Consider the following 23444-nt stretch of genomic DNA (forward strand, 5'->3'; position numbering starts at 1 on the left):
GTCAGCCCAGGGCGTGCGCCAGGTCGGCCTGCAGATCCGCGAGGTCTTCCACGCCGACGCTCAGGCGCACGAGGTTGTCGAACAGGCCCAGTTGCGCGCGGCGCTCGGGCGGGATCGACGCGTGCGTCATGATCGCCGGATGGTTGACGAGGCTTTCCACGCCGCCGAGCGATTCGGCCAGCGTGAACAACTCCGTGCGTTCGCAGAACCGCTTGGAGGCCTCGAGCCCGCCCTTGACGAAGATCGTGACGATGCCGCCGAAGCCGTCCATCTGGCGCTTGGCCAGCGCGTGGTGCGGATGCGAGGCCAGGCCCGGGTAGACGACGCGTTCGACGGCAGGCTGCGTTTCCAGCCACTGCGCGAGCGCGAGCGCGTTCTCGCAATGCGCGCGCATGCGCAGGTGCAGTGTCTTCAGGCCGCGCAGCGCGAGGAAGCTGTCGAACGGCCCCTGCACGGCGCCGATGGAGTTCTGCAGGAACGCGAGTTGTTCGCCGAGCGCCTTGTCGTCGCCGACGACGAGGATGCCGCCGACCATGTCGCTGTGGCCGTTGAGGTACTTGGTCGCCGAATGCATGACGATGTCGGCGCCGTGTTCCAGCGGACGCTGCACCATCGGCGAGGAGAAGGTGTTGTCGACCACGACCAGCAGGCCGTGCTTCTTCGCGATCTTCGCGATCGCGCCGATGTCGACGATCTTCAGCAAGGGGTTGGTGGGCGTTTCGATCCACACCATCTTGGTGTTCGGGCGAATCGACGCTTCGAACTGCGCCGGATCGGTGAGGTCGACCCAGCTGAAGTCCAGGCCCGCCGAACGGCGGCGCACGCGTTCGAACAGACGGAAGGTGCCGCCGTACACATCGTCCATCGCCACCACGTGGTCGCCGGTGTCGAGCAACTCGAGCAAGGTGGACGTGGCCGCCAGGCCCGAGGCGAAGGCGAACCCGCGCGTGCCGCCTTCCAGGCCGGCGATGCAGCGCTCGTACGCGAAGCGCGTCGGGTTGTGCGTGCGCGAGTATTCGAAGCCCTGGTGTTCGCCGGGGCTGGACTGCGCATACGTGGAGGTGGCGTAGATCGGCGGCATGACCGCGCCGGTCGACGGATCGGGAGACTGTCCAGCGTGGATGGCCAGGGTGCCCCGCCCGTGGTTTTTCGCGTCCTTCATGCCTGCCCGCCTCGTGGAATCAAGGCGGGAAGTCTAGCCCATACCCGCTTTACTGGACCCGGCGCCGCAGCCAGTTGAGCAGGTCGATGCGCGTGATGAGGCCGAGGAAACGTGTGCCCTCCGTCGTCCCCTCCGTGACGATCGCCACATGCCCCCGGTCGAAAACGGGCAACAGGGCTTCCACCGGCGAGCGCACGTCGAGGATGTCGAGCTTGGAAACCATCGCGGTGGACACCGGGTCGCGGAAGCGGTCTTCGTTGCCGTAGACGTGCAGCAGGACGTCGGATTCATCGACGATGCCGACGATCTTCTCGCCGTCCATCACGGGCAGCTGCGAGACATCGTAGAGCTTCATGCGCTGGTAGGCGGTGATGAGCAGGTCGGTCGGGGCGACCACGACCGTGTCCTTGCGCGAGTACGGGCGCAGGATGAGATCGCGCAGGTCGCCGTGGGTTTCGCGCTCCAAAAAGCCGTTGTCGAGCATCCAGTAATCGTTGTACATCTTCGACAGGTACTTGTTGCCCGTGTCGCAGACGAAGACGAGCACGCGCTTGGGGCTCGTCTGCTCGCGGCAGTAACGCAACGCGGCCGCGAGCAAGGTGCCGGTCGACGAACCGCCGAGGATGCCTTCCTTCGAGAGCAGTTCGCGCGCGGTGAGGAAGCTTTCCTTGTCGGAAATCGCGTAAGCCTTCTTCACGCRCGAGAAATCGGAGATCGGCGGCAGGAAATCCTCGCCGATGCCTTCGACCATCCAGCTCGCCGATTTGTCGGACAGCGTGCCTCGGTTGATGTATTCCTCGAGGATCGAGCCGACGGGGTCGGCGAGAATCAACTCGGTCTTCGGCGAGTGCTGCGAAAAGCAACGCGACAGGCCCGTCATCGTGCCCGAGCTGCCGCAACCGAAGACGATCGCGTCGAGGTCGCCATCAAGTTGCTGCAGGATTTCAGGGCCCGTGCCGAACTCGTGCGCGGCGGGGTTGTCGGGATTGCCGAACTGGTTGATGAAATACGCGCCGGGGGTTTCGCGCGCGATGCGTTCGGCCATGTCCTGGTAGTAATCCGGATGGCCCTTGGCGACGTCGCTGCGCGTGAGCACGACCTGCGCGCCCATCGCCTTGAGGTTGAAGATCTTCTCGCGGCTCATCTTGTCGGGCACGACGAGGATCAGCTTGTAGCCCTTCTGCTGCGCGACGAGCGCAAGGCCGATGCCGGTGTTGCCCGCGGTGCCTTCGACCAGGGTGTCGCCGGGCTTGATGTCGCCGCGCTTTTCCGCCGCTTCGATCATCGACACGCCGATGCGGTCCTTCACCGAGCCGCCGGGGTTCTGGCTTTCGAGCTTGAGGAACAACGTGCATGGGCCCGTGTCGAGGTGCTGGGCCTGGACGACCGGGGTTTGCCCGATCAATTCGAGCACGGATTGGTGGATCGGCATGCGAGATCGCCCGGGTGCGGCCGCGTTGCGCGGCGAGAGGGCGGATTATCGCTTATGAAGGGCGGCGCTTATCGGCGCGGCTGATGCCCCCGCGGGCGGCACCGGCGGACGAGGACGCCGGTGCCGCCCACGACGGTAGGAAAGGTCAGTGTCGTCCGTCGTACATCGTGACGAGGCGGTCTTTCGCGGCGAGCTTTTCGCGTTTCATCTTCGTCAAGGTGAGGTCGTCGACGGCCAGCACGCCGAGTTCGGCGTCGAGCACTTTTTTGTCGAGTTCCTTGTGGCGCTGATACAGGCTCTTGAACTCGGGATTGGTCTTCATCAGCGCGTCGAGTTCCGCCTGCGGTTGCCCTTCGAACATGTCAGCCTCCTGAAAATCGCACGACCTTCAAAAACGCGAACGCCCCGGGCCTGGGGCACGGGGCGTCCATGGGGGCGAGGATCATCGGGTCGATGGTTCCGCAGGCCGCCGGGGCATTCGATTCGGCGCCTGACCGGACGTTTCGTCCGGCGGCACGCTCCTCGGATGCGGGCGTTTGCGTCATCGGCCTGGTCTCTCGCAAGCCGAGCAAGAGTCTGCTCGGGAGATCGACGCTACTCCTCCCCCCACGACTCGGCAAGGGGACGATCGTCGATTTGCGGCCGCTTGCCGACAGCCGGCAAGGCCATGTCAACGTATTGAAAATAAAAGGTTATTTGTCGGCAACAATGATCTCGACGCGGCGGTTGCGCGCCCGACCCTGCGCGGTGTCGTTGCTGGCGACCGGATCCGATTCACCCTTTCCGGTGGCCTGCAGCTTCGACTTCGGGACGCCGGCCGCGGAGAGCGCGGCGCGCACGGCATTGGCACGGAGCTGCGAAAGCTCCAGGTTGGCGGCGGCATCCCCTTGTCCGTCGGTATGGGCTTCGATGCGGATCTTGCCCGTGGGCGCGGCGGCGATGTACGCGCCGAGCGCGCGCACGCTACCGCTGCCGCTGGAAGACAGCGAGGCCTTGCCCGAAGCGAAGGCATCGCTGCCGAGGGTGAAGACTTCGCCGGCCGAGGTGCGCTTGGATGGCGGCAGGTCGCCGATGGCGCCGGTGAGCTGCGCTTCTTTGCGGGCCAGCTCCGCGTCGCGGGCCTTGGCGGCCGCGAGCTTCGCGGCCTGGTCGCCGGCGACGTCCAGGACGATCTGGTCGGCCTGGGCGCGGGCGGCCGCTTCGGATTCGGCGGCCGCGCGCAGGCGCTGCGCTTCTTCCATCTGGATCTGCGTTTCCAGGCGAAGGCGCTCGGTTTCCTGGCGGGCGCGCTCGGCTTCCTGGCGGCTGGATTCGACCAGCAATTCGCTGCGTTCGCGATCCAGGCGATCGACTTCACGGCGCGTGGCTTCGGTGCGGGCCGCGATTTCGGCCGTTTCCACGCGCTGCTGCGCGACCTGGCTGGCCAGGGCGCGGTCGCTCTTGCGCGCCTGCGCCAGCGCATCGATGGCCTGGCGTGCGCGCAGGCGTTCGTAGGCGGCCATGCCTTGCAGGCGGGCGTCGGCGTCGAGGGCGACCAGCCGCTGCGAGAGCGCCTCGGCCATGTCCGGGGACTGCGTGGCCGCCGGCGCAGGCCAGGCGAGCGCGGGCGTTTCGTCGTTGGCGCCCAGTTGCAGGCGCTGGTGCAGGCCGGCGATTTCCGCACGGCGCTGGTCGTAATCGGCCTGCGTAGTGGCCGCGCGGCTGCGTGCGACGGCGAGATCGCCCCACGACGAGGCCGAGGTCGCGAACCGGCGCGCATCGGCATCTTCCCCGGCCGACATCGCCGACTGCGCGGACCCCAGCGCATTGCGCGCCGCCGCCAGTTCAGCGGCTGCGTACTGGTCCGCATCGGCGCTTTCCGCGCGCGAGACCGATTGCTGCGCGGCCGACAACTCGCCGGTCGGTGGCGGCACGCTGGCGCAACCGGACAACGCGATTGCGATCACAAGGCCGCAGAGCCTCGCGTGTTGCGTTCGGGTGAAGTGTGCGAAGCTTGGGCGCATAGAGGGGTGCCGTGCCGGTCTATAGGGGATTGAGCGCGCAGTCATTGTGTTGAGCCGGCGCCGCGCATGCAAACGGTCGCCTCCGGGAGAGAGTACGCGCTATGGACATCGGCTATTTCCTGAAGCTGATGACGGAAAAGAATGCCTCCGACATGTTCCTGACCACCGGCGCGCCGGTGTACATCAAGGTCGAAGGCAAGCTTTATCCGCTCGGCAACACCGGCCTGCCCGCGGGCATGGTCAAGAAGATCGCCTATTCCCTGATGGACGAGGGCCAGGTGCCGCAGTTCGAGAGAGAGCTCGAGCTCAACATCGCCATCGCCCTGGCCGATTCGGGCCGCTTCCGCGTGAACGTGTTCAAGCAGCGCGGCGAAGTGGGCATGGTGATCCGCGCCATCCGCAGCATCATTCCCTCGATCGAGGAGCTGCAACTGCCGCAGGTGCTCAAGGAAATCATCATGGCCCCGCGCGGGCTGGTGCTGATCGTGGGCTCCACCGGTTCGGGCAAGTCCACCACGCTCGCCTCGATGATCGACCACCGCAACAGCACTTCGGCCGGCCACATCCTCACCATCGAGGATCCGATCGAATACCTGCACAAGCACAAGAAGTCGATCGTGAACCAGCGCGAAGTCGGCCTGGACACGCACGCCTTCCACAACGCGTTGAAGAACGCGATGCGCGAAGCGCCCGACGTCATCCTCATCGGCGAAATCCTCGACGCCACGACGATGGAAGCGGCGATCGCCTTCGCCGAAACCGGCCATATCTGCCTGGCGACGCTGCACTCCAACAACGCCGACCAGACGATCGAACGCATCCTCAACTTCTTCCCCGAGGCCGCGCACAAGAACGTGCTGATGAACCTGGCGCTGAACCTCAAGGCGGTGATTTCGCAGCGCCTGGTGATCGGCGTCGACGGCCGCCGCATCCCCGCGTGCGAAGTGCTGATCAACACGCCGATGATCCGCGACCTGCTGCGCCGCGGCCAGGTGCACGAGTTGAAGCAGGCGATGGAAGAGTCGCTGGAAGCGGGCATGGAATCCTTCGACCAGTGCCTGTTCCGCCTGTACAAGGAAGGCAAGGTCGAGAAGGAATCGGCGCTCAACGCCGCCGACTCGCGCGATGGCCTGGCGCTGAAGTTCCGCCTCTCCGAAGGCGCGACCGGCGAGCACGACCCGTATGCGGACGTGTTCGAAACGCACTGACGCATCGCGACATCGCCAGAAACGAAAAGCCCCGCGATGCGGGGCTTTTTTTATCCGGCAGGCTTCTCCGGCGCATCGGGTTGTTTCTCCGGCCGTGCCTCGTCGAAGGCCGGGTGCGCCAGGCACGCCTGCTCGATGCGCGCGATGGTCGGGAAGCGCGCGATGTCCACGCCAAAGCGGCGCGCGTTGTAGAGCTGCGGGATCAGGCACGCATCGGCGATGGTCGGTGCGTGGCCATCGCAGTAGGCGCCGGTCGAGGGATGGTCGTGCAGCATCGCTTCGAAGGCATCCAGGCCATCGCAGATCCAGTGACGCACCCATTCGTCGCGCTCGGGCTGCGGCACGTGCCACTCGCGTTCGAAGTACTGCAGCACGCGCAGGTTGTTGAGCGGATGGATGTCGCACGCGACCAATTGCGCAAGCGCGCGCACGCGCTGGCGGTCGCGCGCGGTGGCCGGCAGCAGCGGCGGATCGGGCCATACCTCGTCGAGGTATTCGAGGATCGCCATCGACTGGCGCAGCATGCGCTGGCCGTGTTCGAGCACCGGCACCAGGCCCTGCGGGTTGGTCGCGCGGAACGCGGGTTTGTGCTGGTCGCCGCCGTCGCGCACCAAGTGCACGGGGAACTGTTCGTACGGCAGGCCCTTGAGGTTCAGGCCGATGCGCACGCGATACGCGGCGCTGGAGCGCCAGTACGAATACAGACGAAGCCGGTCGTTCACTGCCGCCCTTCCCCCCGTGCCGCGGTTGGCGGCACGACCACATTAGCTTGGCGCAGGCGGGCGCGGAAGCCCGCCGGGCCCACCCTCAGACCGCCGGGGTCTGGCGTTCGATGCGCTGGTCGATCGCGCCGAAGATGCTGCGGCCCTGCGCATCCAGCATCTCGATGCGGACCGCGTCGCCGAAGGACAGGAACGGCGTCGACGGCTTGCCGTGTTCCAGCGTTTCCACCGTGCGCTTTTCGGCGAAGCACGAGGCGCCCTTGGAGGTGTCGACGTTGGCGATCGTGCCCGAGCCGACGATGGTGCCGGCCGACAGGGGGCGCGTCTTCGCCGCGTGCGCGACCAGCTGCGCGAAATCGAACTGCATGTCCACGCCCGCTTCCGGCGCGCCGAACCACTGCCCGTTGATGTGCGTCAGCAGCGGCAGGTGCACCTTGTTGGACTGCCAGGCATCGTGCAGCTCGTCCGGCGTCACGAACACCGGCGAGAGCGCCGAGCGCGGCTTGGACTGCAGGAAGCCGAAGCCCTTGGCGAGTTCGCCGGGAATCAGGTTGCGCAGCGAGACGTCGTTGACCAGGCCGACGAGCTGGATGTGGGTCGCGGCGCGCTCGGCGGAGACGGCCATCGGCACGTCGTCGGTGATCACGACGATCTCCGCTTCCAGGTCGATGCCATAGCCTTCGTCGACGACCTTCACCGCATCGCGCGGGCCGAGGAAGCCGGCGCTGGTGGCTTGGTACATCAACGGGTCGACGTAGAAACTTTCGGGCACTTCGGCGCCGCGCGCGCGGCGCACGCGTTCGACGTGCGGGAGGTACGCGCTGCCGTCGACGAATTCATAGGCACGCGGCAACGGCGCGGCGAGCGCGGCCATGTCGATGTCGAAGGCATCGGGCGCGGTGCCGGCGTTGAGCGCATCGGACAGCGCGTTCAGGCGCGGCGCGGCGTTGGACCAGTCTTCCAGTGCGCGCTGCAGGGTCGGGGCGATGGTGGTGGCGCGCACGCCGCGCGAGAGATCGCGGGAGACGACGATCAGCGTGCCGTCACGGCCGCCTTCCTTGAGGGAACCGAGCTTCATTGCAGGGGGCTCTTCCGACGCGTGGGAGCCGTGCATTGTACGGAAAAAAGAAAACCCGCCTTTCGGCGGGTCTTCTTGTTTGGCAGCCCCGGATGGATTCGAACCACCGAATGCCTGAGTCAGAGTCAGGTGCCTTACCGCTTGGCGACGGGGCTATTGAGCTGTGCTGCGATTCTACCGCGAATCTCGTAACCGAAAAATTAGCGCTTCGAGAACTGCGTGGCGCGGCGGGCCTTGTGGAGGCCGACCTTCTTGCGTTCGACTTCGCGGGCGTCGCGGGTCATGAAACCGGCCTTGCGCAGGTCGGACTTCAGCGACTCGTCGTATTCCACCAGCGCGCGGGAGATGCCGAGGCGGATCGCACCGGCCTGACCGGTGATGCCGCCGCCTTCCACCGTCACGACGATGTCGAACTTGTCGGTCGACTGCGTGAGTTCGAGCGGCTGGCGCACGATCATGCGGGCGGTCTCGCGGCCGAAGAAGTCTTCGATCGTGCGCTCGTTGATGGTGATGTTGCCCGTGCCCTTGCGCAGGAACACGCGGGCGGTCGAGGACTTGCGGCGGCCGGTGCCGTAATTCTGCTGGATAGCCATGTCGTTACCTTAGATGTCCAGGGGCTGCGGCTGCTGGGCCGTATGCGGATGATTCGGGCCAGCGTAGACCTTGAGCTTGCGATACATCGCACGGCCCAGCGGGTTCTTGGGCAGCATGCCCTTGACGGCGGTTTCGATGACGCGCTCGGGGTGGCGCTCGAGCGCCTGGGCGAGCGATTCGGACTTCAGGTTGCCGATGTAGCCGGTGAACCGGTAGTACATCTTGTCCTGCAGCTTGCGGCCGGTCACGTGGATCTTCTCGGCGTTGATCACCACGAGGTAATCGCCGGTATCGACGTGGGGCGTGTAAACGGGCTTGTGCTTGCCACGGAGGCGACGTGCGAGCTCGGTGGCGAGGCGGCCGAGGGTCTTGCCTTCGGCGTCGACGATGTACCAGTCGCGCTGGACGGTCTCGTTCTTGGCGGTAAAAGTCTTCATTGCGTGACTCGTTAGGTACATGGTCGGGCTTGTTCCGGGGGTGCCGGAAGGTTGCCGCGCGATGTAGGGCGGAACAAAAGAGGCGGAATCATACCGGCCCCACGGGGGCGCCGCAACCTGCGCCCCTTGGAAAATCAGGCCGCCGGGGCCTTTTCGGGCGCCTTCACACTGCCTTGGGCCGGCTGGCGACGGCGCAGGGGCACCGGCGCGAACAGCTTGGCGCCCTTGAAGTAGACCGCCCGCAGCTGGTGGCCGCGCGGCGAATAGCCGAGGAAGACCGCGCCAGTGCGCGCGCCCACCACGTGGGAGAAGACCCGCGCCAGATCGGGGTTTTCGATCTCCATCAGCACGCCCAGGCACTGCGGCTTGACCTGGTTGGCCGCCTCGAGGATCTCGCAGGCCGCCCTGAAGATCGGCAGCGCCTGTTGTTGCTGGCGGTGCGCGGGCGCGATGAACTGGCGGAAGTAGTACATCGGCTGGCGCAGGCGCGGGCGCACCTGCACGAAGGCGGTGGCCACGCCGCACAGCGCGCCGTCGGCATCGCGCAGCACGCACACGGCCTGCTGCGCGCGCAGCTTCGCACGCTGCGCATCGGCCATCGCCTTGTGGCCGATCCAGAAATCGACGAGCTCGGCCTGCAGTTCCGGCGTGACCTGGCCCCAGGTCGGAACGATCGAATACGCCATGCTTACTTCGCCTTCGGCGCGACGGGCGCGACGGCGCGCGATTGCTGCGCGCCTGCGACCTTGATGAAGTCGACGTACTCGGCGAACTGCAACCCGCCGTCCTTGTTCTTGTCGAAGGCCGTCATCGCCGGCGCCGACTTGCCCGCGCGCAGCACCAGCGCGAGCTGCGCGTATTCGCCGGCTTCGAGCTTGCCGCTCTTGTCGGTGTCGTGGCGCGCGAATTCGCCCTGCAGGCGGCGCAGCGCGAGGTCGTCGCGCGTGGCCATCCAGCCGGCGCGGAATTCGTCCTTCGTCAGCGTGCCGTTGCCGTCCTTGTCCCACGCGGCGAAGGTCGCGTCGGGGCCGCCCTGCAACGCGGGCTGCGCGGCGGGCTTTGCGGCCTGCTGCGCGAACGCGGGCGCGGCCACCAACACGGCAACGGCGAAAAGAATGCGCGATTTCATGCGAGAGCCTCGGACTGCGGCGATTGTTCGGGTTCGAAGGTGATCAGCTCGCGGATTTCCGCCGTGCGCAGGCCGATCATCATCGGGTTGACGACATTGGGCAGGAAGCTGATGTCGAAGATTTCGCTGATGTCGCCTTCGAAGCGGATCCAGTTGACGACATCGCCGTTGGACAGGTTGACGATCTGCACGCCGCACCACGGTTCGGCATCGCGCTTCTTCAATTCCTCGTCCAGCTGCAGGCCTTCGAAGCGCTGGTTGCGCGGCTTCGACAGACCCACCGCCGCGACGTTGCCGACGATCGACAAGCCACGCAGGAAGCCCGGGAACCACGCGGTCGGCACGAAGGACCTGGTCGCGAAATCCACGTAGCCCAGGTGCCCGGTACCCGCGTTGAGCACCCACAGCTTGCCGTTCGCCCAGCGCGGGCTATGCGGCATCGACAGGCCTTCGCAGACGATCTCGTCGGTTTCCACGTCGATGACCACGCCACCGTTCATGCGGCGGTCGCGCCAACCATCCACCGCGTCGGACTTGCACACCGCCGTGACGTATTTCGGCGCGCCGTCCTTCATCGCCAAACCGTTGAGGTGGCAACGATCTTCCGGCGCGAGCTTGCTGATGAAGCTCGGCTTCCAGATCGGCTTGAAGCTGTGCGTCGTGCTCAGCTCGGCCAGGCAGGAATACTTCGTGTTGACGAACACCACGCGGCCATCGCTGCGGATGCCGAGCTCGTGGATGTCGAGATCACCGATCGTCTGCGCGTTGCGCGGCACGTAGCACTTGTCGAACTTGCCGTGGATGATCTCGTTGGGGCGCAGCACGTTCTCGAAGCGCCACAGCTGGTACAGGCCGCCGAGATAGATGCGTTGCGCGTTGCCGACGATGCCCATCGCGCGTTCGAAGATGCGTTCGAAGAACGACACGCGGCCCTGCTGGTCGCTGCCGACCAGGTAGACGCGGCCGGTCTGGTACGAGGAGATCGCCAGCGACACGCGGTTGGTCGACAACCATGTCGACAGGCCGCGCGAGCAGCTCTTCTCGACTTTCAGTTTGGTGAGGTCCAGCGGCGCCCGCTGTTCAGAGGATGCCTCGGCCTTGGCCGGGGTTTCCACGGCCGGTGCGACGTCCGCACCCTGCACCTGCGCGGCGGGCTTTTCGCCGCCGGGCGTCTTCTTGCTGCTTGCCACGAACTTCTCCAGATATCCCCTGCCCCAGCGGGACAGTTGAATCGATTTCGGCGCCGGCTGCCAGCGCTTTTTGCGTGTGGAACCTGACCGGACCGCTGAATGGGTCCCGGCGGCGAATGGCCGCCGGGACCGATGCGTTTACCAGGTGTAACGAACGCCGACCTGACCGCCCCACACGCCGTCGATGGCGCCGCCGTCCATGTAGTTCAGGCCGCCCCACACGTCGACGCGCTGGCCGATCTTCGCGTTCACGCCGACCTCCAGCTGGCCGCTGGTGCCTTCGGTGCTCATGCGGCCGGTGAAGTTGTCGGCGACCGTGAAGCCGGTTTCGCCATCGAACTCGCGCACCAGGCTGATCACGCCGTACGGCGTCCACTTGGTGCCCGAAGCCGACTGGAAGGTCTGCTCCATTTCCAGGCCCAGGCGCGCGCGCGAGGAGGTGCCGCCGTCGGAAACGAAGTCCGCCAGGTCGCCTTCGATGCGGTCGATGTTCTCGACCTTCGTGCGCGTGTACTGCACCTGCGGGACGAGCTTCATGCCGCCGGCCGAGGACCACACGTTCCAGCCCATTTCGGCGTTGAACGCGCCGGCGTCGCCACCCACTTCGCGACGGCCGCCGAAGGAGGTCATGTCGGCATCGAAATGCATCCAGCGATACGAGACATCGGCGTACATGCCGTTCTGGCCGAGCCAGGTGACATAACCGCCGACGGTCGTGCCGTCGATGTCGTCGCTGCCGAAGCCGTTGGCCAGGTCCTGCTTGCCGCGCGACTTCGACAGGCTGGCGCCGATGTAGAAGCCATCGGCGACCAGCGCGTTGACGCCCGCTTCGACGCCCTGGTTGGTCTGGTCGAACGCGAAGTTGTTCGACGCCGGCAGGTTGTCCAGCTGCGCGTCCGGCGTGATCGTGCCCTTGTCGCCGAACACGCGGACCCACGCGCCCTTGTCGCTGTCGCCGAGCTGCGAGAACACACCCTGGCGCTGGCGGAAGGTGCCGACCTGCGCCGCCATCAGGCTGTGCGCGCCCGGGGCGATCGCGGTGGCGAGCGCGCCGGTGTCGTTCAGGCCGCCGAAGCCCAGCGTCAGCGCGAACACGTCGATCGAGCCGTTCTGCGCGTTGACGTGCGGGTTCACCGACACCTTGAGGTCGAGGAAGTTGTTCGCGTTGAAGTTGACGTTGCCGGCGATGATGCTGCCCGCCTTGACGTTGGCCGCCGTCGCGTCGCCTTCCACCACGACCACCGGGATGTCGATTTCGGTGGCGCTGGTGAGCAGGTCGAGGACGTTGACGTTCAGCGTCTGCACCGAATTGCTGACGATGTTGCCGTCGATGTAGAGCATGTCGCTGGTGCCGTTGAGCAGCGAGACGTCGACGTTCAGCGCACCCTGGCCGGCGAAGTCGCCGGTGATGGTGAGCATGTCGTCGGGCGCGCCGTCCAGGAAGCTGATCGTGCCGTTGTTGGTGAATGCGAGCGAATTGAGTACCGAGATCGGCGCATTGCCCGCGACGAGCGGCGCCGCGCCGCCGGTGCCCATGTCGATGGCGCTGTCGCCGTCGATGGAAAGCATGCCGTTGTTGGCGAAGCTGTTGCCGGCCGCGCTGTTGCCGCCGAGGCTGATCGCCGCGTCGTGCAGCACGATGGTGCCCGCGTTGACGATCGCGTCGTCGCCGTCGCCGAAGTCGGTGGCGTGGCCGCGCACGGTCCACGTGCCGCCCGCCGCATTCGTCAGGCCGTCGTCGCCCGCGCCCGTCACCAGCGCGCCGACGATGTCGCCGCTGTTGGTGACCAGGTCGAAGCCGTCGCCGCCGTGGATCGCGATGCTGCCTTCTTCGGTCGCCTGCGCGACGATGTGGCCGATGTTGTTCACCGTGGCGGTGCCGAGGACGTCGAGGTCGAGCGCGATGGCGGTGTCGGCGTTGATCGCGCCGATCTGGCCGTCGTTCACCACGCTGGCATCACCGCCGCCACCGATCCGCAGGCCTATGGTTTCACCCGCGCCGTGCGCGGAGATCGAGCCGCCGTTGGCGAAGGCGATGTTGCCGCTTTCGGAATAGGCACCCGCGCCGAGTGCAGCGCCGTGATAAGCGATCGCGTAGATGTCGCCGAGGTTGTCCGCGGTGACGTTGCCGTCGAAGGTGCCGACGCCCAGGCCGGTCGCCAGACCGTCGCCGATGGCCGTGATGTCGTGGCTGTTCACCAGGTCGACGGTGTCGAAACCGATCGCGATCGCACCGTAGGCCCCCGCGCCTTGTGCGGTGATGGTGCCCTGGTTGTCGAAGTCGACCTGGTTGCCGACGATCCGCGCGCCGGTTGCCATGTGCGAGAGCGCGGTGATGGCGCCGTCGTTGTTGAATATCGTTTCGCCGCCGAACATGGACACGCCCATCGCGGTTCCGCTGGACGTCACCGTGATCTGGCCGCCGTTGTCGATGTTCGCCGTGGAGGCGGTGGCGTAGGCGCCGACGGCTTGCGCGTTCCCGTTCTGGATCGTCGTGACCACATTCAACGTGGCGCCGTTGACGATCGAAGCGTAGTCGCCGCCATCGGCGTACAAGCCGTAAACCGTGCCGGTTGCGGCGGCGAAGGTGACCGAAACGTCGCCCGCGCTGTCGATGCTGGCATGGTGATCGGAAAGCGCGAGGATGCCCACGGTTTGGTTGCCGTCGCTGGCGACCGTGACGCTGCCCGTGTTGCCGATGTCGACGGCCTCGGCGCCGAGGCCTTCCAGGCCGATGGCGCGATAGGCATGCACATTCGTGGCGCCGGTGTTTTGGATCGCGACATCGCTGCCCAAGGCGACGACGCCATAGGCGGCGTAGGTGCCGCCTTCGACGTCGAGCGTATCGCCCGTGGTGATCGACACATGCGTCGCAGTCGCGCCGCCCAGGGTGTCGGCGAGGATGCCGAATGCGCCGCCGCTGGTGGACGTCGCCGTGATCGAGCCCGTGCCGTCGATCGTCACGTCGCCGTAGCCGGTGACCTGGATGCCGAACGCGTTGTCGAGCGTCGTGACGTCGATCGAACCGTTGTTGGTGACGTGGGCCGAACCGCCCTCGCCCACATAACCGGCGATGCCGATGCCGTTGCCCGGGGTGACGGCGAGCGGCGGCGCCGGCGGATTGCCGCCGCCCAGCTGCGCGACCGTGATCGTGCCGCCGTTGACGACGACGGCGCGGTCGGAATCGAAGCCGACGCCGACCGCGGACGGCCCGCCGGTCACGAGCACGTCGCCGCCGTTGTCGATCGACACGTCGGGGCCGAAGGCATACAGGCCACCGGCGACGCCGTATTCCGACATCGTGGTGACCGTGGCGCCGGCGGCGTTGTGGATCGTGGCCGTGCCGTCGTACGAACCGGCCACCACGCCCATCACCCCCGCACCCGGGGCCATGCCCGTGACGGTGATCGCGCCCGTGTTGCCGACGGTCGCGTTGCCCGCATCGGCGATCGCGAGGATGCCCAGGCCCTGGTGGACCAGCGCATTCGCGGTGATCGCGTTGCCATTGTTTACGGTGACGTCGCCGGCCTGGGCGATGGCGGAGATGCCCGTCGCGTACTTGCCGGAGACGGTGATCGAACCGGTGCTGTCGACGGTGACGTCGCCGTAGGCCGAGGCATCGATGCCGAAGGCGGTGCCGTTCAAGACGCTCGCGTAACTGGTGATGTCGCCGGTGTGGCCGACCGAGACCGTGCCCGAATCCGAATGCGCCAGCACGCCGTAGGTGTAGTGGCCGTTGCTCGCGGCGATGTCGCCGTCGTTGGTGATGCTCACGTTGCCGTCGGCGTTGCCGACGATGCCCACGGCCGCGCCGTACTTGTTGGACACGTTGGCGTAAAGCGAGCCGGTGGCGCTGTTGGTCAGCGACACCGTGCTGCCGTCGTACATGCCGATGCCCTGCATCGCGATCGCGGTCGTGCCGCCATGCGCGGCGATGTCGCCCGCATTGGTGCCGGTCGCGATGTCGCCGGTGGTGATCAGGCCGAACGCGTCGTTGGCGGTCGCGGAAATCGTGCCGGTCGCGCCGTTGGTCACCGCGCTGGTCGCGTAACCCACGCCGATCGCGCCGATCGCGGTGCCGTTGCCGGACGAAACGGTGATCGCACCGTCGTTGACCACGAGCGCGTCTTCGCCGTAACCGAACATGCCGTAGGCCGCGCCGTTGTCGACCGAGGCATCGATCGAACGACCCGCGAAGTTGCGCACTTCGGTCTGGTCGAAGCCGTAGGCGTACATGCCGAAGGCGCGGCCGCTGCCGGCGTGCGCCGTGATGCTGCCGTTGTTGACCTGGCGCGTGTCGTGCACCGAGTAGGTGTACAGGCCCGCGGCGATGCCGGAATTGGCCGTCGCGTCGACGTCGCCGTTGTTGACGATGTTCGCGTGCGCGTAGCCGATGCCTTCGATGCCGATCGCGCGGCCCTGTCCGCCGACGGTGATCGAGGCGCTCTGGCTGAGGTCGGCGTTGTAACCGATGCCGACCATGCCGAAGGCATCGCCTGTCACCGAGTTCGCCGTGAGCGTGCCGCCGTTGGTGAGCACGGCGTTGCCGCCGGCCTGCGCGAAGGTGCCGAAGGCGTCGCCCGAGTACGAATCCACGTCGATCGTGCCGCCGTTGCGCACGGTCGCATCGCCCGTGGCATTGGCGAACAGGCCCGTGGCGCGACCGGCATACGCGTACGCGGAGACGTCGGCGCCGGTGTGCGAAACGATGTTGATGTCGCCGCCGACCGATTCGACGCCCGCGGCCCAGCCGTCGGCGTCGGCCGAGAGCGTGCCGTAGTTCTGGACATCGACCACCGCGCCCGAAGCGAACACGGCATCGGCGACGTTGTAGGCACTGGCGATGATCACGCCGTCGGCGGTGTTGGCCAACGATGCCGTGCCGGCATTGGCGATCACCTGCGCGCCGTAACCCGCGTTGCCGGCGTTGCCGAGCAGGTAACCGCTGTTGGTGATGCTCGCATCGCCGCCCAGCGAGTAGGCCAGCACGCCGGCCGCGGTGTCGCCCGCGAAGGCCTGGATGGCGCCGCTGTTGTCGATGCTGATCGTGTACGCGCCGCCGGCCAGTGCGCCGTAGGCCACGCCGTACTGCGCGGTCGAGGTGATGCCGTTGGTGTTGTGCACCGTGGCGTCGCCGTAGTCCGAGCGCGCCCACACGCCATAGGAGCTGTACGCGCTCTGCGTGGTGATGGTGCCGTTGTTGGTGATGTTCGCGGCGCCGCCGTACAGCGAACGCGCGGTCAGGCCGCGATCGAGCACGCCCCCGTAGGTGTGCACGTCGCCGTCGTTGGTGACGTTCGCATCGCTGTACAGGGAGATCGCGCGCAGGCCGGCGGCCGAGTACGCGCCTTGCGCGATGACCTGGCCGTATTCACTGTTGGAGACGTTCGCGTCGCCGGTGTAGCTGATGGCGATGGCGCCGGTGGCCCGGCCATTCGCGGCGATCGAGGCGAGCAGGCCGTTGTTGGTGACTTCGACGTCGTTCCACTTCGTCGAGGCGTAGATGCCCATGGCCGTGGCTTCGCCGGCGGTGATCATCATGCCGTCGTTGGTGATCGAGACCAGGCCGTTGTTCGACTGCGCGGCGATGCCGTAGGCGATGCCGTAGCCGCGATTCATCGCGGCGGTGATCATCTGGTTGCCGTTGTCGACGGTGATGTCGCCATCGGCCGAGAGCGCGAGGATGCCGTAGGCGCTGTCGCCGCCGTAGGTATGCAGCACGCCCTGGTTGTCGACGGAGGCGTCGATGTCGGCCGAGGCCACGATGCCCTGCGCCGAACCGTACTTCGCCGAAGCGGTGACGCTGCTGCCGTTGTAGACGCTCGCCGTGCCGAGATAGCCGCGCGCGACCGCCGCGATGCCGACGGCGAACAGGTCGCCCGTCGCATCGACGACGCCGTAGTTCAGGACGTTCGCGTTGCCGCCCTGGCCGCTGGCGCGCACGCTGATGCCGGTGACGTCGCCGCCGCCGACGATCACGCCGCCATGGTTTTCGACGCTGCCGGCGCTCGTGCCGCGGATGTCGATGCCGGTGGCGAACGCGCCGTTGGCGTAGACCGCGCCGTCGTTGTACGCGCCGGCGGTATCGCCGATCGCGAGGACGCCGGCGGCGAAGCCTTCGGAGCCGGTCGCGGTCGCGTTGATCGTGCCGTGGTTGTCCAGCTGCACCGAAGCGGCGCCGTAACCGAACATGCCGAAGCCGGCCGAACCACCGCTGGCGCTGATCGACCCGTCGTTCACCGCGGAGGCGTACACGCCGCCCACGCCGATGCCGATCGCATCGCCGTACACCGACGCCGCGTCGACGGTCGCCAGATTGTGCACGCCCACGCTGTAACCACCGGCGTAGATGCCGTACGCGACGCCGTTGACCGCGTCGACATCGATGTTGCCGGTGGCTTGATTGGTGACGATGGTGTCGCCGTAGCTCGTCGCCCACACGCCGATCGCCGAGCCGCTGCTGCCGGCCACGATATTGCCGCCGTTGGTGACGGTCGCGCCGCGAACGCCTTCGGCGTCGATGCCGATGGCCTGGATCGCCGCGCCCGTGGTGATCGCGCCATTGTTGTCGACGACCGCCGTGTCGCCATAGGCGAACGCGCCGCGCGCGACGCCGGCCGACGAAATCACGTTGACCGTTCCGTCGTTCGTGACCGTCGCGGTGCCGTTGTTCGCATTCGCGATCAGGCCCGCCGCGCCGTAGTAACCGTCGACGTTGATGGTGCCGTCTTCGCTGTTGTACGCCTCGGCCGAGCCGTTGATCGAACGCGCCCACGCGCCCTGCGCGAAGGCCCCGTAGACGTCGAGCGCAGCGTAGTTGTCGGCGTGCGCGGTGCCGTTGATGGACAGCGCGTAGATGCCGGTGGCGTAGAAGCCGCTGACGCTCAGCGTGCCGGTGTTCTGCCCGAACGCACTGCCGGCCACGGAGGCGGCGTACATGCCCTGTGCGTCGTAGCCGGACACGGTCATCGTGCCGCTGTTGGCATTCCACGCGTTGTTGCCCAGCGAGACCGCGGAGGAACCGACCGCATCGCCATTGGCGTCGACGGAGAGGTTGCCGAAGTTGTTGGTGGCGGCGATGCCGTTGTTCGTGAAGGCGTACATGCCGAAGGCCTCGGCGCCTGCACCGTCGCCGTTCACATCGAGCGTGCCGTCGTTGTAGATCCACGCGCCCGTGTCGCCGACGGCGTACACGCCGAAAGCGACGCCGTCGGCGCCGGTCACCGTCGAGGTGATCGCGTCGTAGTTGATCACCCCCGTCACGCCGGTCGACTCGACCTCCAGGCCCGCGGCCCAGGTGGTGCCGGTGACGTTGATCCCGTCCCAGTAGTTGCGCAAGAGGAGCGAGTCGTCGTTGCTGGCGAACGCGCCGACCGCGATGCCGTCGGTCGATACCTGCGCCGGCGGCGCGTAGCCGTCGTACATGTACCAGTTGACCGGACCGTTATAGGAGACGGACAGGTCCCAATTACGGAAGACCTTGTCGTCGGTCCCATACACGCCACCCGGGCCGCTGTGGAACGAGCCCGGCAGGATCGTCGGGTCATCGACGATGCCGAAGCCCTGGACCGTCGCCCCCGCGGCGAACGTCGTCATTTCGCCCATGGGCGCACTGAACGACTGGAATTCTTCGTCGACGACGCTCTTGGGCGTCCATTGATCCGAAACGCGCGTCAGGTCGACGATGCTCGCGAATTCATGCGACAGGCTGGCGCGCTCGACGGGGAGCGGCGCGACGACCGGCGACTTCGCGAGGACGACGCCGGTGCCCGAAAACATCAGGGCCGCGGCGGAAAGGGTGAGGACCGAGCGGACGGCGCGCGCGACGGGAGATACGTTGTAACGACGAGCGGCCTTGCGGCTCGCCCGGTTGCGATCGTTCTTCAAGTTGTTCCCCTGATTGTTTTACGAAGCCTTGCGCCGCGTTTGCGATGCCCGGCCCCAACCCCTGTGACCTGAGTCTCGGTTTCGACCCAGTTCAGCCGAGTTTAAGGTGAGGACCCTCACGAATGGAATAGGACCTGCATCACGGTTATGGAAACAGCTTCAGCGACCTGAAGCCCGCGCGCGCGGCCGTCACACGCCTCTCGCGCGGCTGGCCGATCGGTACACTCGCGGGTATGGCACGCGAAATCAGCCCCCTCGACCGCTTCCTGATCGACACGCAAAACGCGCTGTCCACCGTCTTCGGCCGGCCCGATGCGGCCCGCGGCAACCCCGCCGGCGACACCGCCGATGTGGTGCTGGAGGCCGACGAACGCCGGCATGCCGCCGGCCTGATGCGCATCAACCATGTCGGCGAGGTCTGCGCGCAGGCGCTGTACGTCGGCCAGGCCTCCGTCGCACGGGATCCGGAGACGCGCCAGGCGCTGCTCGCCGCCGCGGCCGAAGAAACCGACCACCTGGCCTGGTGCGCCGACCGGCTCGCCGAACTCGACGCCCGCCCCAGCCTGCTCAACCCGGTCTGGTACGCCGGCAGTTACGCGATCGGCGTGCTCGCCGGCTTGCGGGGCGATGGGTGGAACCTGGGGTTCGTGGTCGAAACCGAGCGCCAGGTGGAAGCCCACCTGCACGAACACCTCGAACGYCTGCCCGCCGCCGACCTGCGCAGCCGCGCGATCCTGGAAACGATGAAGGCCGACGAAGCGCGGCATGCGGACCATGCCCAAGCGCAGGGCGCGCGGGTGCTGCCGCAGCCGGTGCCGACGTTGATGGCGGCGGCTTCGAATTTGATGAAGGCGATCGCGTATCGGATCTGATTCGTCGCGGGCTACCCCACCCAAAAAGAAACCCGCCTTTCGGCGGGTTTCTTTTTGAGCTCCCCTGGAGGGGAGGTTTTATTCGGTCAGGTTGCGGCCGTGGTAGAGCTCTTCGATCTCGCGCTTGAGCCGCGCCTCGATCTTCATGCGCTCCTTGAACGAGAGGTTCTTCGCCTTCTCCTCGAACAGATAGTTGTCGAGGTCGAATTCCTTCAGGTGCATCTTCGTGTGGAAGATGTTTTCCTGGTAGACGTTGACGTCGAGCATCTCGTAGCGCGACTTCACGTTCTTGGCCAGGTAATCCTGGATCGAGTTGATCTTGTGGTCGATGTAGTGCTTGCGGCCCTTGATGTCGCGCGTGAAGCCGCGCACGCGGTAATCCATCACCACGATGTCCGATTCCAGGCTCTCGATCAGGTAGTTCAGGGCGCGCAGCGGGGAGATCACGCCGCAGGTCGCCACGTCGATGTCGGCGCGGAAGGTCGCGATGCCGTTGTCCGGGTGGGTTTCCGGATAGGTGTGCACCGTGATGTGCGACTTGTCCATGTGCGCGACCACCGCCTCGGAGATCACGCCCTTGGCCAGCGCCTTCTCCACGACGGGCTGCTCGCTGATCAGGATGGTCACCGACGCACCCTGCGGGTCGTAGTCCTGGCGGGCCACGTTGAGGATGTTGGCGCCGATGATCTCCGCCACGTCCGTCAGGATCTGGGTGAGGCGGTCGGCGTTGTATTCCTCGTCGATGTATTCGATGTAGCGCTGGCGCTGCTCTTCCGACACCGCATAGCAGACGTCGTAGATGTTGAACGACAGCGCCTTGGTCAGGTTGTTGAAGCCCTGGAGCTTCAGGCGCGGCAGCGGCTTGACCATCGGTCGAGTCCTTGGGTGGTGCTACGGCGAGGGGGTGCCGTCGAGGGGCGCGATTATGCGGCATGCGGCCCGGAAGGGGCATCGCATGGCGTGCACGTATCTACCACTACCCCGGAATTGGGCCTAAGCTGCGGCGATCCCCTGTTTTCACCATCCCCTGAGCACCGAAGCGCCCATGAGCCCAAACTTCCACGCCACGCCGCTCCGACGCGCCACCAGCCCCCTCGCGCCCGACGGCCCGACGCTCGAACGTTTCCTCGCGCAGTGCCACCGCCGCCGCTATCCCACCCGCACCGACGTCTTCCGCCCCGGCGATCCGGCCGGCACCCTCTACTACGTGGTCAACGGCTCGGTGAGCATCATCACCGAGGAAGACGATGGCCGGGAGTTGGTGCTGGGCTACCTCGGCGCCGGCGAGTTCGTCGGCGAGATGGGCCTGTTCATCGAGACCGAGCGGCGTGAAGTCGCGCTGCGCACGCGCACGCCGTGCGAGCTCGCCGAGATCAGCTACGAGCGCCTGTACCAGCTGCTGCTGGGCCCGCTGATCGCCGACGCGCCGAAGATCCTCTACATGATCGGCGCGCAGCTTTCGCGCCGCCTGCTCGACACCAGCCGCAAGGCGGGCCGCCTGGCCTTCCTGGATGTCACCGATCGCATCGTGCGCACGCTCCACGACCTGGCGCGCGAGCCCGAATCGATGAGCCATCCGCAGGGCACGCAGTTGCGCGTGTCGCGCCAGGAGCTTGCGCGCCTGGTGGGCTGCTCGCGCGAAATGGCCGGCCGCGTGCTGAAGAAGCTCGAAGCCGAAGGCAAGCTGCACGCCCGCGGCAAGACCGTCGTGCTCTACGGGACGCGCTGAGCCATGAACGTCGACGCATCCGCCATGGTCCTGCGGGTGCGCGGCGTCGAGCCGGGCGACGCCGAAGCGGTCGCCGCCCTGCTCGAGGCGCTTGGATATCCGTGCACCGTGGTCGAGGCGCGTGCGCGCATTGCGCACTTCCGCGAGGAGTCGCGGCAGTTCCTGCTGATCGCCGAGCGCGATGGCGCGCCTGCCGGCCTGGCCGCGATGAAGCTCAATTACTCGCTCACGCGCGGTGCGGATGTCGCAAGGCTCACCGCGCTGGTCGTCGCTGAGGATTGTTACGGCCAGGGCATCGGCCGCCGCCTGCTGCGCGAAATGGAAACGCTGGCGCGCCGCAATGGCGCGGTGCGGCTGGAAGTCACCAGCAACCCTTCGCGCACCGGCGCGCACGCCTTCTACCACGCGTGCGGCTACAGCGACGGCTCGCGCCACTTCGTGAAGTTGCTGGGCGACTAGCCGGCTTTCATCCCCCTTCCCAAGGGGGATCGAGCGCGCGCAGCGCTCGAGGGGGATCCCGCCTTCAGAGCGACTCCCCACCCCGATCCACACACCCCCAATTGAGAATCGGCGTCCCCGGCGGCAACACACGCCGGAACATCTCGACACGGCCCGCTTTCGGATTCACCACCACCGGCGCACGCGCGGCGAGCAACAGCGGCAAATCCGCGGCGCTGTCCGAATACGCAATGTCGATCGGCCCGTAACCTGCGGCGCGCACCATCCGCATCTTGTTTTCATGGTGGCAGTGGTCGCGCGTGACCAGCCCGCCGAGGAAGGGACGCGACAGACTGCCGATCACCGGCAGATCCTGGTGCGCGACGAAATCCAGGATCGCGCGCGCGAGCTCCGGCGGCGCACCGGTGGCGACGAGCACGCGGTCGCCGGCGTCGCGATGTCGTTGCAGCACGGTCATGGCCTTCGGCAACAGGCGTGCGCGGATCCGCGCCTGATCGTGCGCGACATATTGGTCGATCAACTTGTCGAGCTCGCGCCGTTCGTGCAGCCCGAAGGTACCGATCCACAGGTAACCGGAGATGCCGTAGCGCCGCGTCGGCAGGAAGGCGACCAGCGGCAACAGCAACGGCGTGGCCAGCAACGCAGCGACGCGCCGCGGCCAGCTGCGCTTGAGCAGCCACAGCACGAGATGGCCGCCGGAATCGCCGTCGTAGAGCGTGTGGTCGAAGTCGAAGACGACCAAAGGTGCGTCGGTCATGCGAACAACTCGCGCAGCGCGGTGCCCGGGTCGGGCGCGCGCATGAAGGTTTCGCCGACGAGGAAGGCATTGACCGACGCATCGCGCATGCGCTGCACGTCGGCGCGCGTGGCGATTCCGCTCTCGGTGACGAGGATGCGGTCGGCCGGCACGGCTTCGCGCAAGGCCAGCGTGGTTTCCAGCGAGACATCGAAGGTGCGCAGGTTGCGATTGTTCACGCCCAGCAACGGCGCGGGCACCTGCAGCGCGCGTTCGAGTTCGTCGATGTCGTGCACTTCGACCAGCACGTCCATGCCCAGTTCGAGCGCAAGCACGGTGAGGTCGGCCAGGTGCAGGTCGTCGAGCGCGGCGACGATGAGCAGGATGCAGTCGGCGCCGAGCGCGCGCGACTCGTACACCTGGTATTCGTCGATGGTGAAATCCTTGCGCAACACCGGCAGCGTGCACGCAGCGCGCGCCTGTTGCAGGTAGGCATCGCTGCCCTGGAAATAATCGACGTCGGTCAGCACCGAAAGACACGTGGCGCCGCCGGCTTCGTAACTGCGCGCGATGGCGGCCGGATCGAAGTCGGCGCGGATCAGGCCCTTCGACGGGCTCGCCTTCTTCACCTCGGCGATCACGGCCGGCAGGTTTTGCGCACGCTTGGCGCGCATCGCCTGCGCGAAACCGCGCGGCTCGGGCATCGCAAGCGCTGCCTCGCGTACCGCTTCGAGCGGGCGCATGCGTTGGCGCTCGATGATTTCCTCGGCCTTGCGCGCGAGGATGGTGTTCAGCACGTCGCTCAT

At 66.9% G+C, this 23444-nt stretch carries 19 protein-coding genes and 1 tRNA gene; 4 read left to right on the forward strand and 16 right to left on the reverse strand.

What is annotated here, in order from left to right; genetic code table 11:
- Position 1: 1 nt before the first annotated feature.
- The 4 genes from AC1DOM_RS12520 to AC1DOM_RS12535 form a co-directional block, all read right to left on the reverse strand.
- Entirely contained in the window at positions 2 to 1162 is a 1161-nt protein-coding gene (locus AC1DOM_RS12520) for a cystathionine gamma-synthase (RefSeq protein WP_498963767.1), read from the reverse strand.
- A gap of 49 nt (positions 1163 to 1211) precedes the next feature.
- Entirely contained in the window at positions 1212 to 2594 is a 1383-nt protein-coding gene (locus AC1DOM_RS12525; RefSeq protein WP_498963769.1) for a pyridoxal-phosphate dependent enzyme, read from the reverse strand.
- 145 nt (positions 2595 to 2739) lie between these two features.
- Complete coding sequence (locus AC1DOM_RS12530; RefSeq protein WP_498963771.1) at positions 2740 to 2955, reverse strand: HP1242/YdcH family protein; 216 nt, start codon at positions 2953 to 2955, stop codon at positions 2740 to 2742.
- 331 nt (positions 2956 to 3286) lie between these two features.
- Positions 3287 to 4507, reverse strand: a complete 1221-nt coding sequence (locus AC1DOM_RS12535; RefSeq protein ID WP_498963773.1) for an OmpA family protein — start codon at positions 4505 to 4507, stop codon at positions 3287 to 3289.
- A gap of 191 nt (positions 4508 to 4698) precedes the next feature.
- On the opposite strand from AC1DOM_RS12535, the gene AC1DOM_RS12540 reads away from it, so the two are divergent.
- Positions 4699 to 5805 (forward strand): PilT/PilU family type 4a pilus ATPase, encoded by a 1107-nt coding sequence (locus tag AC1DOM_RS12540; protein ID WP_498963775.1) that lies wholly within the window; start codon positions 4699 to 4701, stop codon positions 5803 to 5805.
- Positions 5806 to 5855: 50 nt separating this feature from the next.
- On the opposite strand, the gene maiA is transcribed toward AC1DOM_RS12540, so the two are convergent.
- From maiA to AC1DOM_RS12585, 9 genes are all read right to left on the reverse strand, one after another.
- Positions 5856 to 6527: a maleylacetoacetate isomerase gene (gene maiA / locus AC1DOM_RS12545; protein WP_498963777.1), complete on the reverse strand. Its 672-nt coding sequence runs from the start codon at positions 6525 to 6527 to the stop codon at positions 5856 to 5858.
- An 85-nt stretch (positions 6528 to 6612) separates the two neighbouring features.
- Positions 6613 to 7605, reverse strand: coding sequence for a fumarylacetoacetate hydrolase family protein (locus AC1DOM_RS12550; RefSeq protein ID WP_498963779.1), 993 nt, complete (start codon positions 7603 to 7605; stop codon positions 6613 to 6615).
- 80 nt (positions 7606 to 7685) lie between these two features.
- Positions 7686 to 7760: transfer RNA gene (locus AC1DOM_RS12555), tRNA-Gln, on the reverse strand.
- 45 nt (positions 7761 to 7805) lie between these two features.
- Positions 7806 to 8198, reverse strand: a complete 393-nt coding sequence (gene rpsI / locus AC1DOM_RS12560) for a 30S ribosomal protein S9 (protein ID WP_498963781.1) — start codon at positions 8196 to 8198, stop codon at positions 7806 to 7808.
- 9 nt (positions 8199 to 8207) lie between these two features.
- Complete coding sequence (gene rplM / locus AC1DOM_RS12565) at positions 8208 to 8636, reverse strand: 50S ribosomal protein L13 (RefSeq protein ID WP_498963783.1); 429 nt, start codon at positions 8634 to 8636, stop codon at positions 8208 to 8210.
- A 134-nt stretch (positions 8637 to 8770) separates the two neighbouring features.
- On the reverse strand, positions 8771 to 9322 hold the full coding sequence (locus AC1DOM_RS12570; RefSeq protein ID WP_498963785.1) for a hypothetical protein: 552 nt from the start codon (positions 9320 to 9322) through the stop codon (positions 8771 to 8773).
- A gap of 2 nt (positions 9323 to 9324) precedes the next feature.
- Complete coding sequence (locus AC1DOM_RS12575) at positions 9325 to 9765, reverse strand: EF-hand domain-containing protein (RefSeq protein ID WP_498963787.1); 441 nt, start codon at positions 9763 to 9765, stop codon at positions 9325 to 9327.
- Positions 9762 to 10955: a TIGR03032 family protein gene (locus AC1DOM_RS12580; protein ID WP_498963789.1), complete on the reverse strand. Its 1194-nt coding sequence runs from the start codon at positions 10953 to 10955 to the stop codon at positions 9762 to 9764. The genes AC1DOM_RS12575 and AC1DOM_RS12580 overlap by 4 nt, the downstream gene beginning before the upstream one ends.
- 138 nt (positions 10956 to 11093) lie before the next feature.
- The gene (locus AC1DOM_RS12585; protein WP_498963791.1) at positions 11094 to 18842 is read right to left on the reverse strand and encodes a hypothetical protein; all 7749 of its coding nucleotides are present in this window, start codon (positions 18840 to 18842) and stop codon (positions 11094 to 11096) included.
- 233 nt (positions 18843 to 19075) lie between these two features.
- Between AC1DOM_RS12585 and coq7 the strand changes: the two genes are divergently transcribed.
- Positions 19076 to 19714, forward strand: a complete 639-nt coding sequence (gene coq7 / locus AC1DOM_RS12590; RefSeq protein ID WP_498963793.1) for a 2-polyprenyl-3-methyl-6-methoxy-1,4-benzoquinone monooxygenase — start codon at positions 19076 to 19078, stop codon at positions 19712 to 19714.
- Positions 19715 to 19792: 78 nt separating this feature from the next.
- Here the strand turns inward: coq7 and speD are convergent, their stop codons facing one another.
- Positions 19793 to 20584, reverse strand: a complete 792-nt coding sequence (gene speD, locus AC1DOM_RS12595; RefSeq protein WP_498963795.1) for an adenosylmethionine decarboxylase — start codon at positions 20582 to 20584, stop codon at positions 19793 to 19795.
- A gap of 175 nt (positions 20585 to 20759) precedes the next feature.
- Here speD and crp point away from each other — a divergent pair, with 175 nt between their 5' ends.
- Both crp and AC1DOM_RS12605 read left to right on the forward strand, forming a co-directional pair.
- A complete protein-coding gene (crp, locus tag AC1DOM_RS12600) occupies positions 20760 to 21443 on the forward strand; it encodes a cAMP-activated global transcriptional regulator CRP (protein WP_498963797.1) in 684 nt (227 codons plus the stop codon).
- 3 nt (positions 21444 to 21446) lie between these two features.
- On the forward strand, positions 21447 to 21902 hold the full coding sequence (locus tag AC1DOM_RS12605) for a GNAT family N-acetyltransferase (protein ID WP_498963799.1): 456 nt from the start codon (positions 21447 to 21449) through the stop codon (positions 21900 to 21902).
- Positions 21903 to 21966: 64 nt separating this feature from the next.
- Here the strand turns inward: AC1DOM_RS12605 and AC1DOM_RS12610 are convergent, their stop codons facing one another.
- Both AC1DOM_RS12610 and trpC read right to left on the reverse strand, forming a co-directional pair.
- Positions 21967 to 22659 (reverse strand): haloacid dehalogenase-like hydrolase, encoded by a 693-nt coding sequence (locus AC1DOM_RS12610; RefSeq protein ID WP_498963801.1) that lies wholly within the window; start codon positions 22657 to 22659, stop codon positions 21967 to 21969.
- On the reverse strand, positions 22656 to 23444 hold the full coding sequence (gene trpC, locus AC1DOM_RS12615; protein ID WP_498963803.1) for an indole-3-glycerol phosphate synthase TrpC: 789 nt from the start codon (positions 23442 to 23444) through the stop codon (positions 22656 to 22658). Before trpC ends, AC1DOM_RS12610 begins: the two co-directional genes overlap by 4 nt.

The sequence above is a fragment of the Lysobacter sp. P5_B12 genome, from assembly GCF_056400425.1.

What these genes read in the sequence shown, in the direction of transcription:
- AC1DOM_RS12520 (WP_498963767.1), bottom strand. Translation starts at nt 1,162, where the DNA reads ATGAAGGACGCGAAAAACCACGGGCGGGGCACCCTGGCCATCCACGCT.
- AC1DOM_RS12530 (WP_498963771.1), bottom strand. Translation starts at nt 2,955, where the DNA reads ATGTTCGAAGGGCAACCGCAGGCGGAACTCGACGCGCTGATGAAGACC.
- AC1DOM_RS12540 (WP_498963775.1), top strand. Translation starts at nt 4,699, where the DNA reads ATGGACATCGGCTATTTCCTGAAGCTGATGACGGAAAAGAATGCCTCC.
- AC1DOM_RS12550 (WP_498963779.1), bottom strand. Translation starts at nt 7,605, where the DNA reads ATGAAGCTCGGTTCCCTCAAGGAAGGCGGCCGTGACGGCACGCTGATC.
- rpsI (WP_498963781.1), bottom strand. Translation starts at nt 8,198, where the DNA reads ATGGCTATCCAGCAGAATTACGGCACCGGCCGCCGCAAGTCCTCGACC.
- rplM (WP_498963783.1), bottom strand. Translation starts at nt 8,636, where the DNA reads ATGAAGACTTTTACCGCCAAGAACGAGACCGTCCAGCGCGACTGGTAC.
- AC1DOM_RS12570 (WP_498963785.1), bottom strand. Translation starts at nt 9,322, where the DNA reads ATGGCGTATTCGATCGTTCCGACCTGGGGCCAGGTCACGCCGGAACTG.
- AC1DOM_RS12575 (WP_498963787.1), bottom strand. Translation starts at nt 9,765, where the DNA reads ATGAAATCGCGCATTCTTTTCGCCGTTGCCGTGTTGGTGGCCGCGCCC.
- speD (WP_498963795.1), bottom strand. Translation starts at nt 20,584, where the DNA reads ATGGTCAAGCCGCTGCCGCGCCTGAAGCTCCAGGGCTTCAACAACCTG.
- crp (WP_498963797.1), top strand. Translation starts at nt 20,760, where the DNA reads ATGAGCCCAAACTTCCACGCCACGCCGCTCCGACGCGCCACCAGCCCC.
- AC1DOM_RS12605 (WP_498963799.1), top strand. Translation starts at nt 21,447, where the DNA reads ATGAACGTCGACGCATCCGCCATGGTCCTGCGGGTGCGCGGCGTCGAG.
- AC1DOM_RS12610 (WP_498963801.1), bottom strand. Translation starts at nt 22,659, where the DNA reads ATGACCGACGCACCTTTGGTCGTCTTCGACTTCGACCACACGCTCTAC.
- trpC (WP_498963803.1), bottom strand. Translation starts at nt 23,444, where the DNA reads ATGAGCGACGTGCTGAACACCATCCTCGCGCGCAAGGCCGAGGAAATC.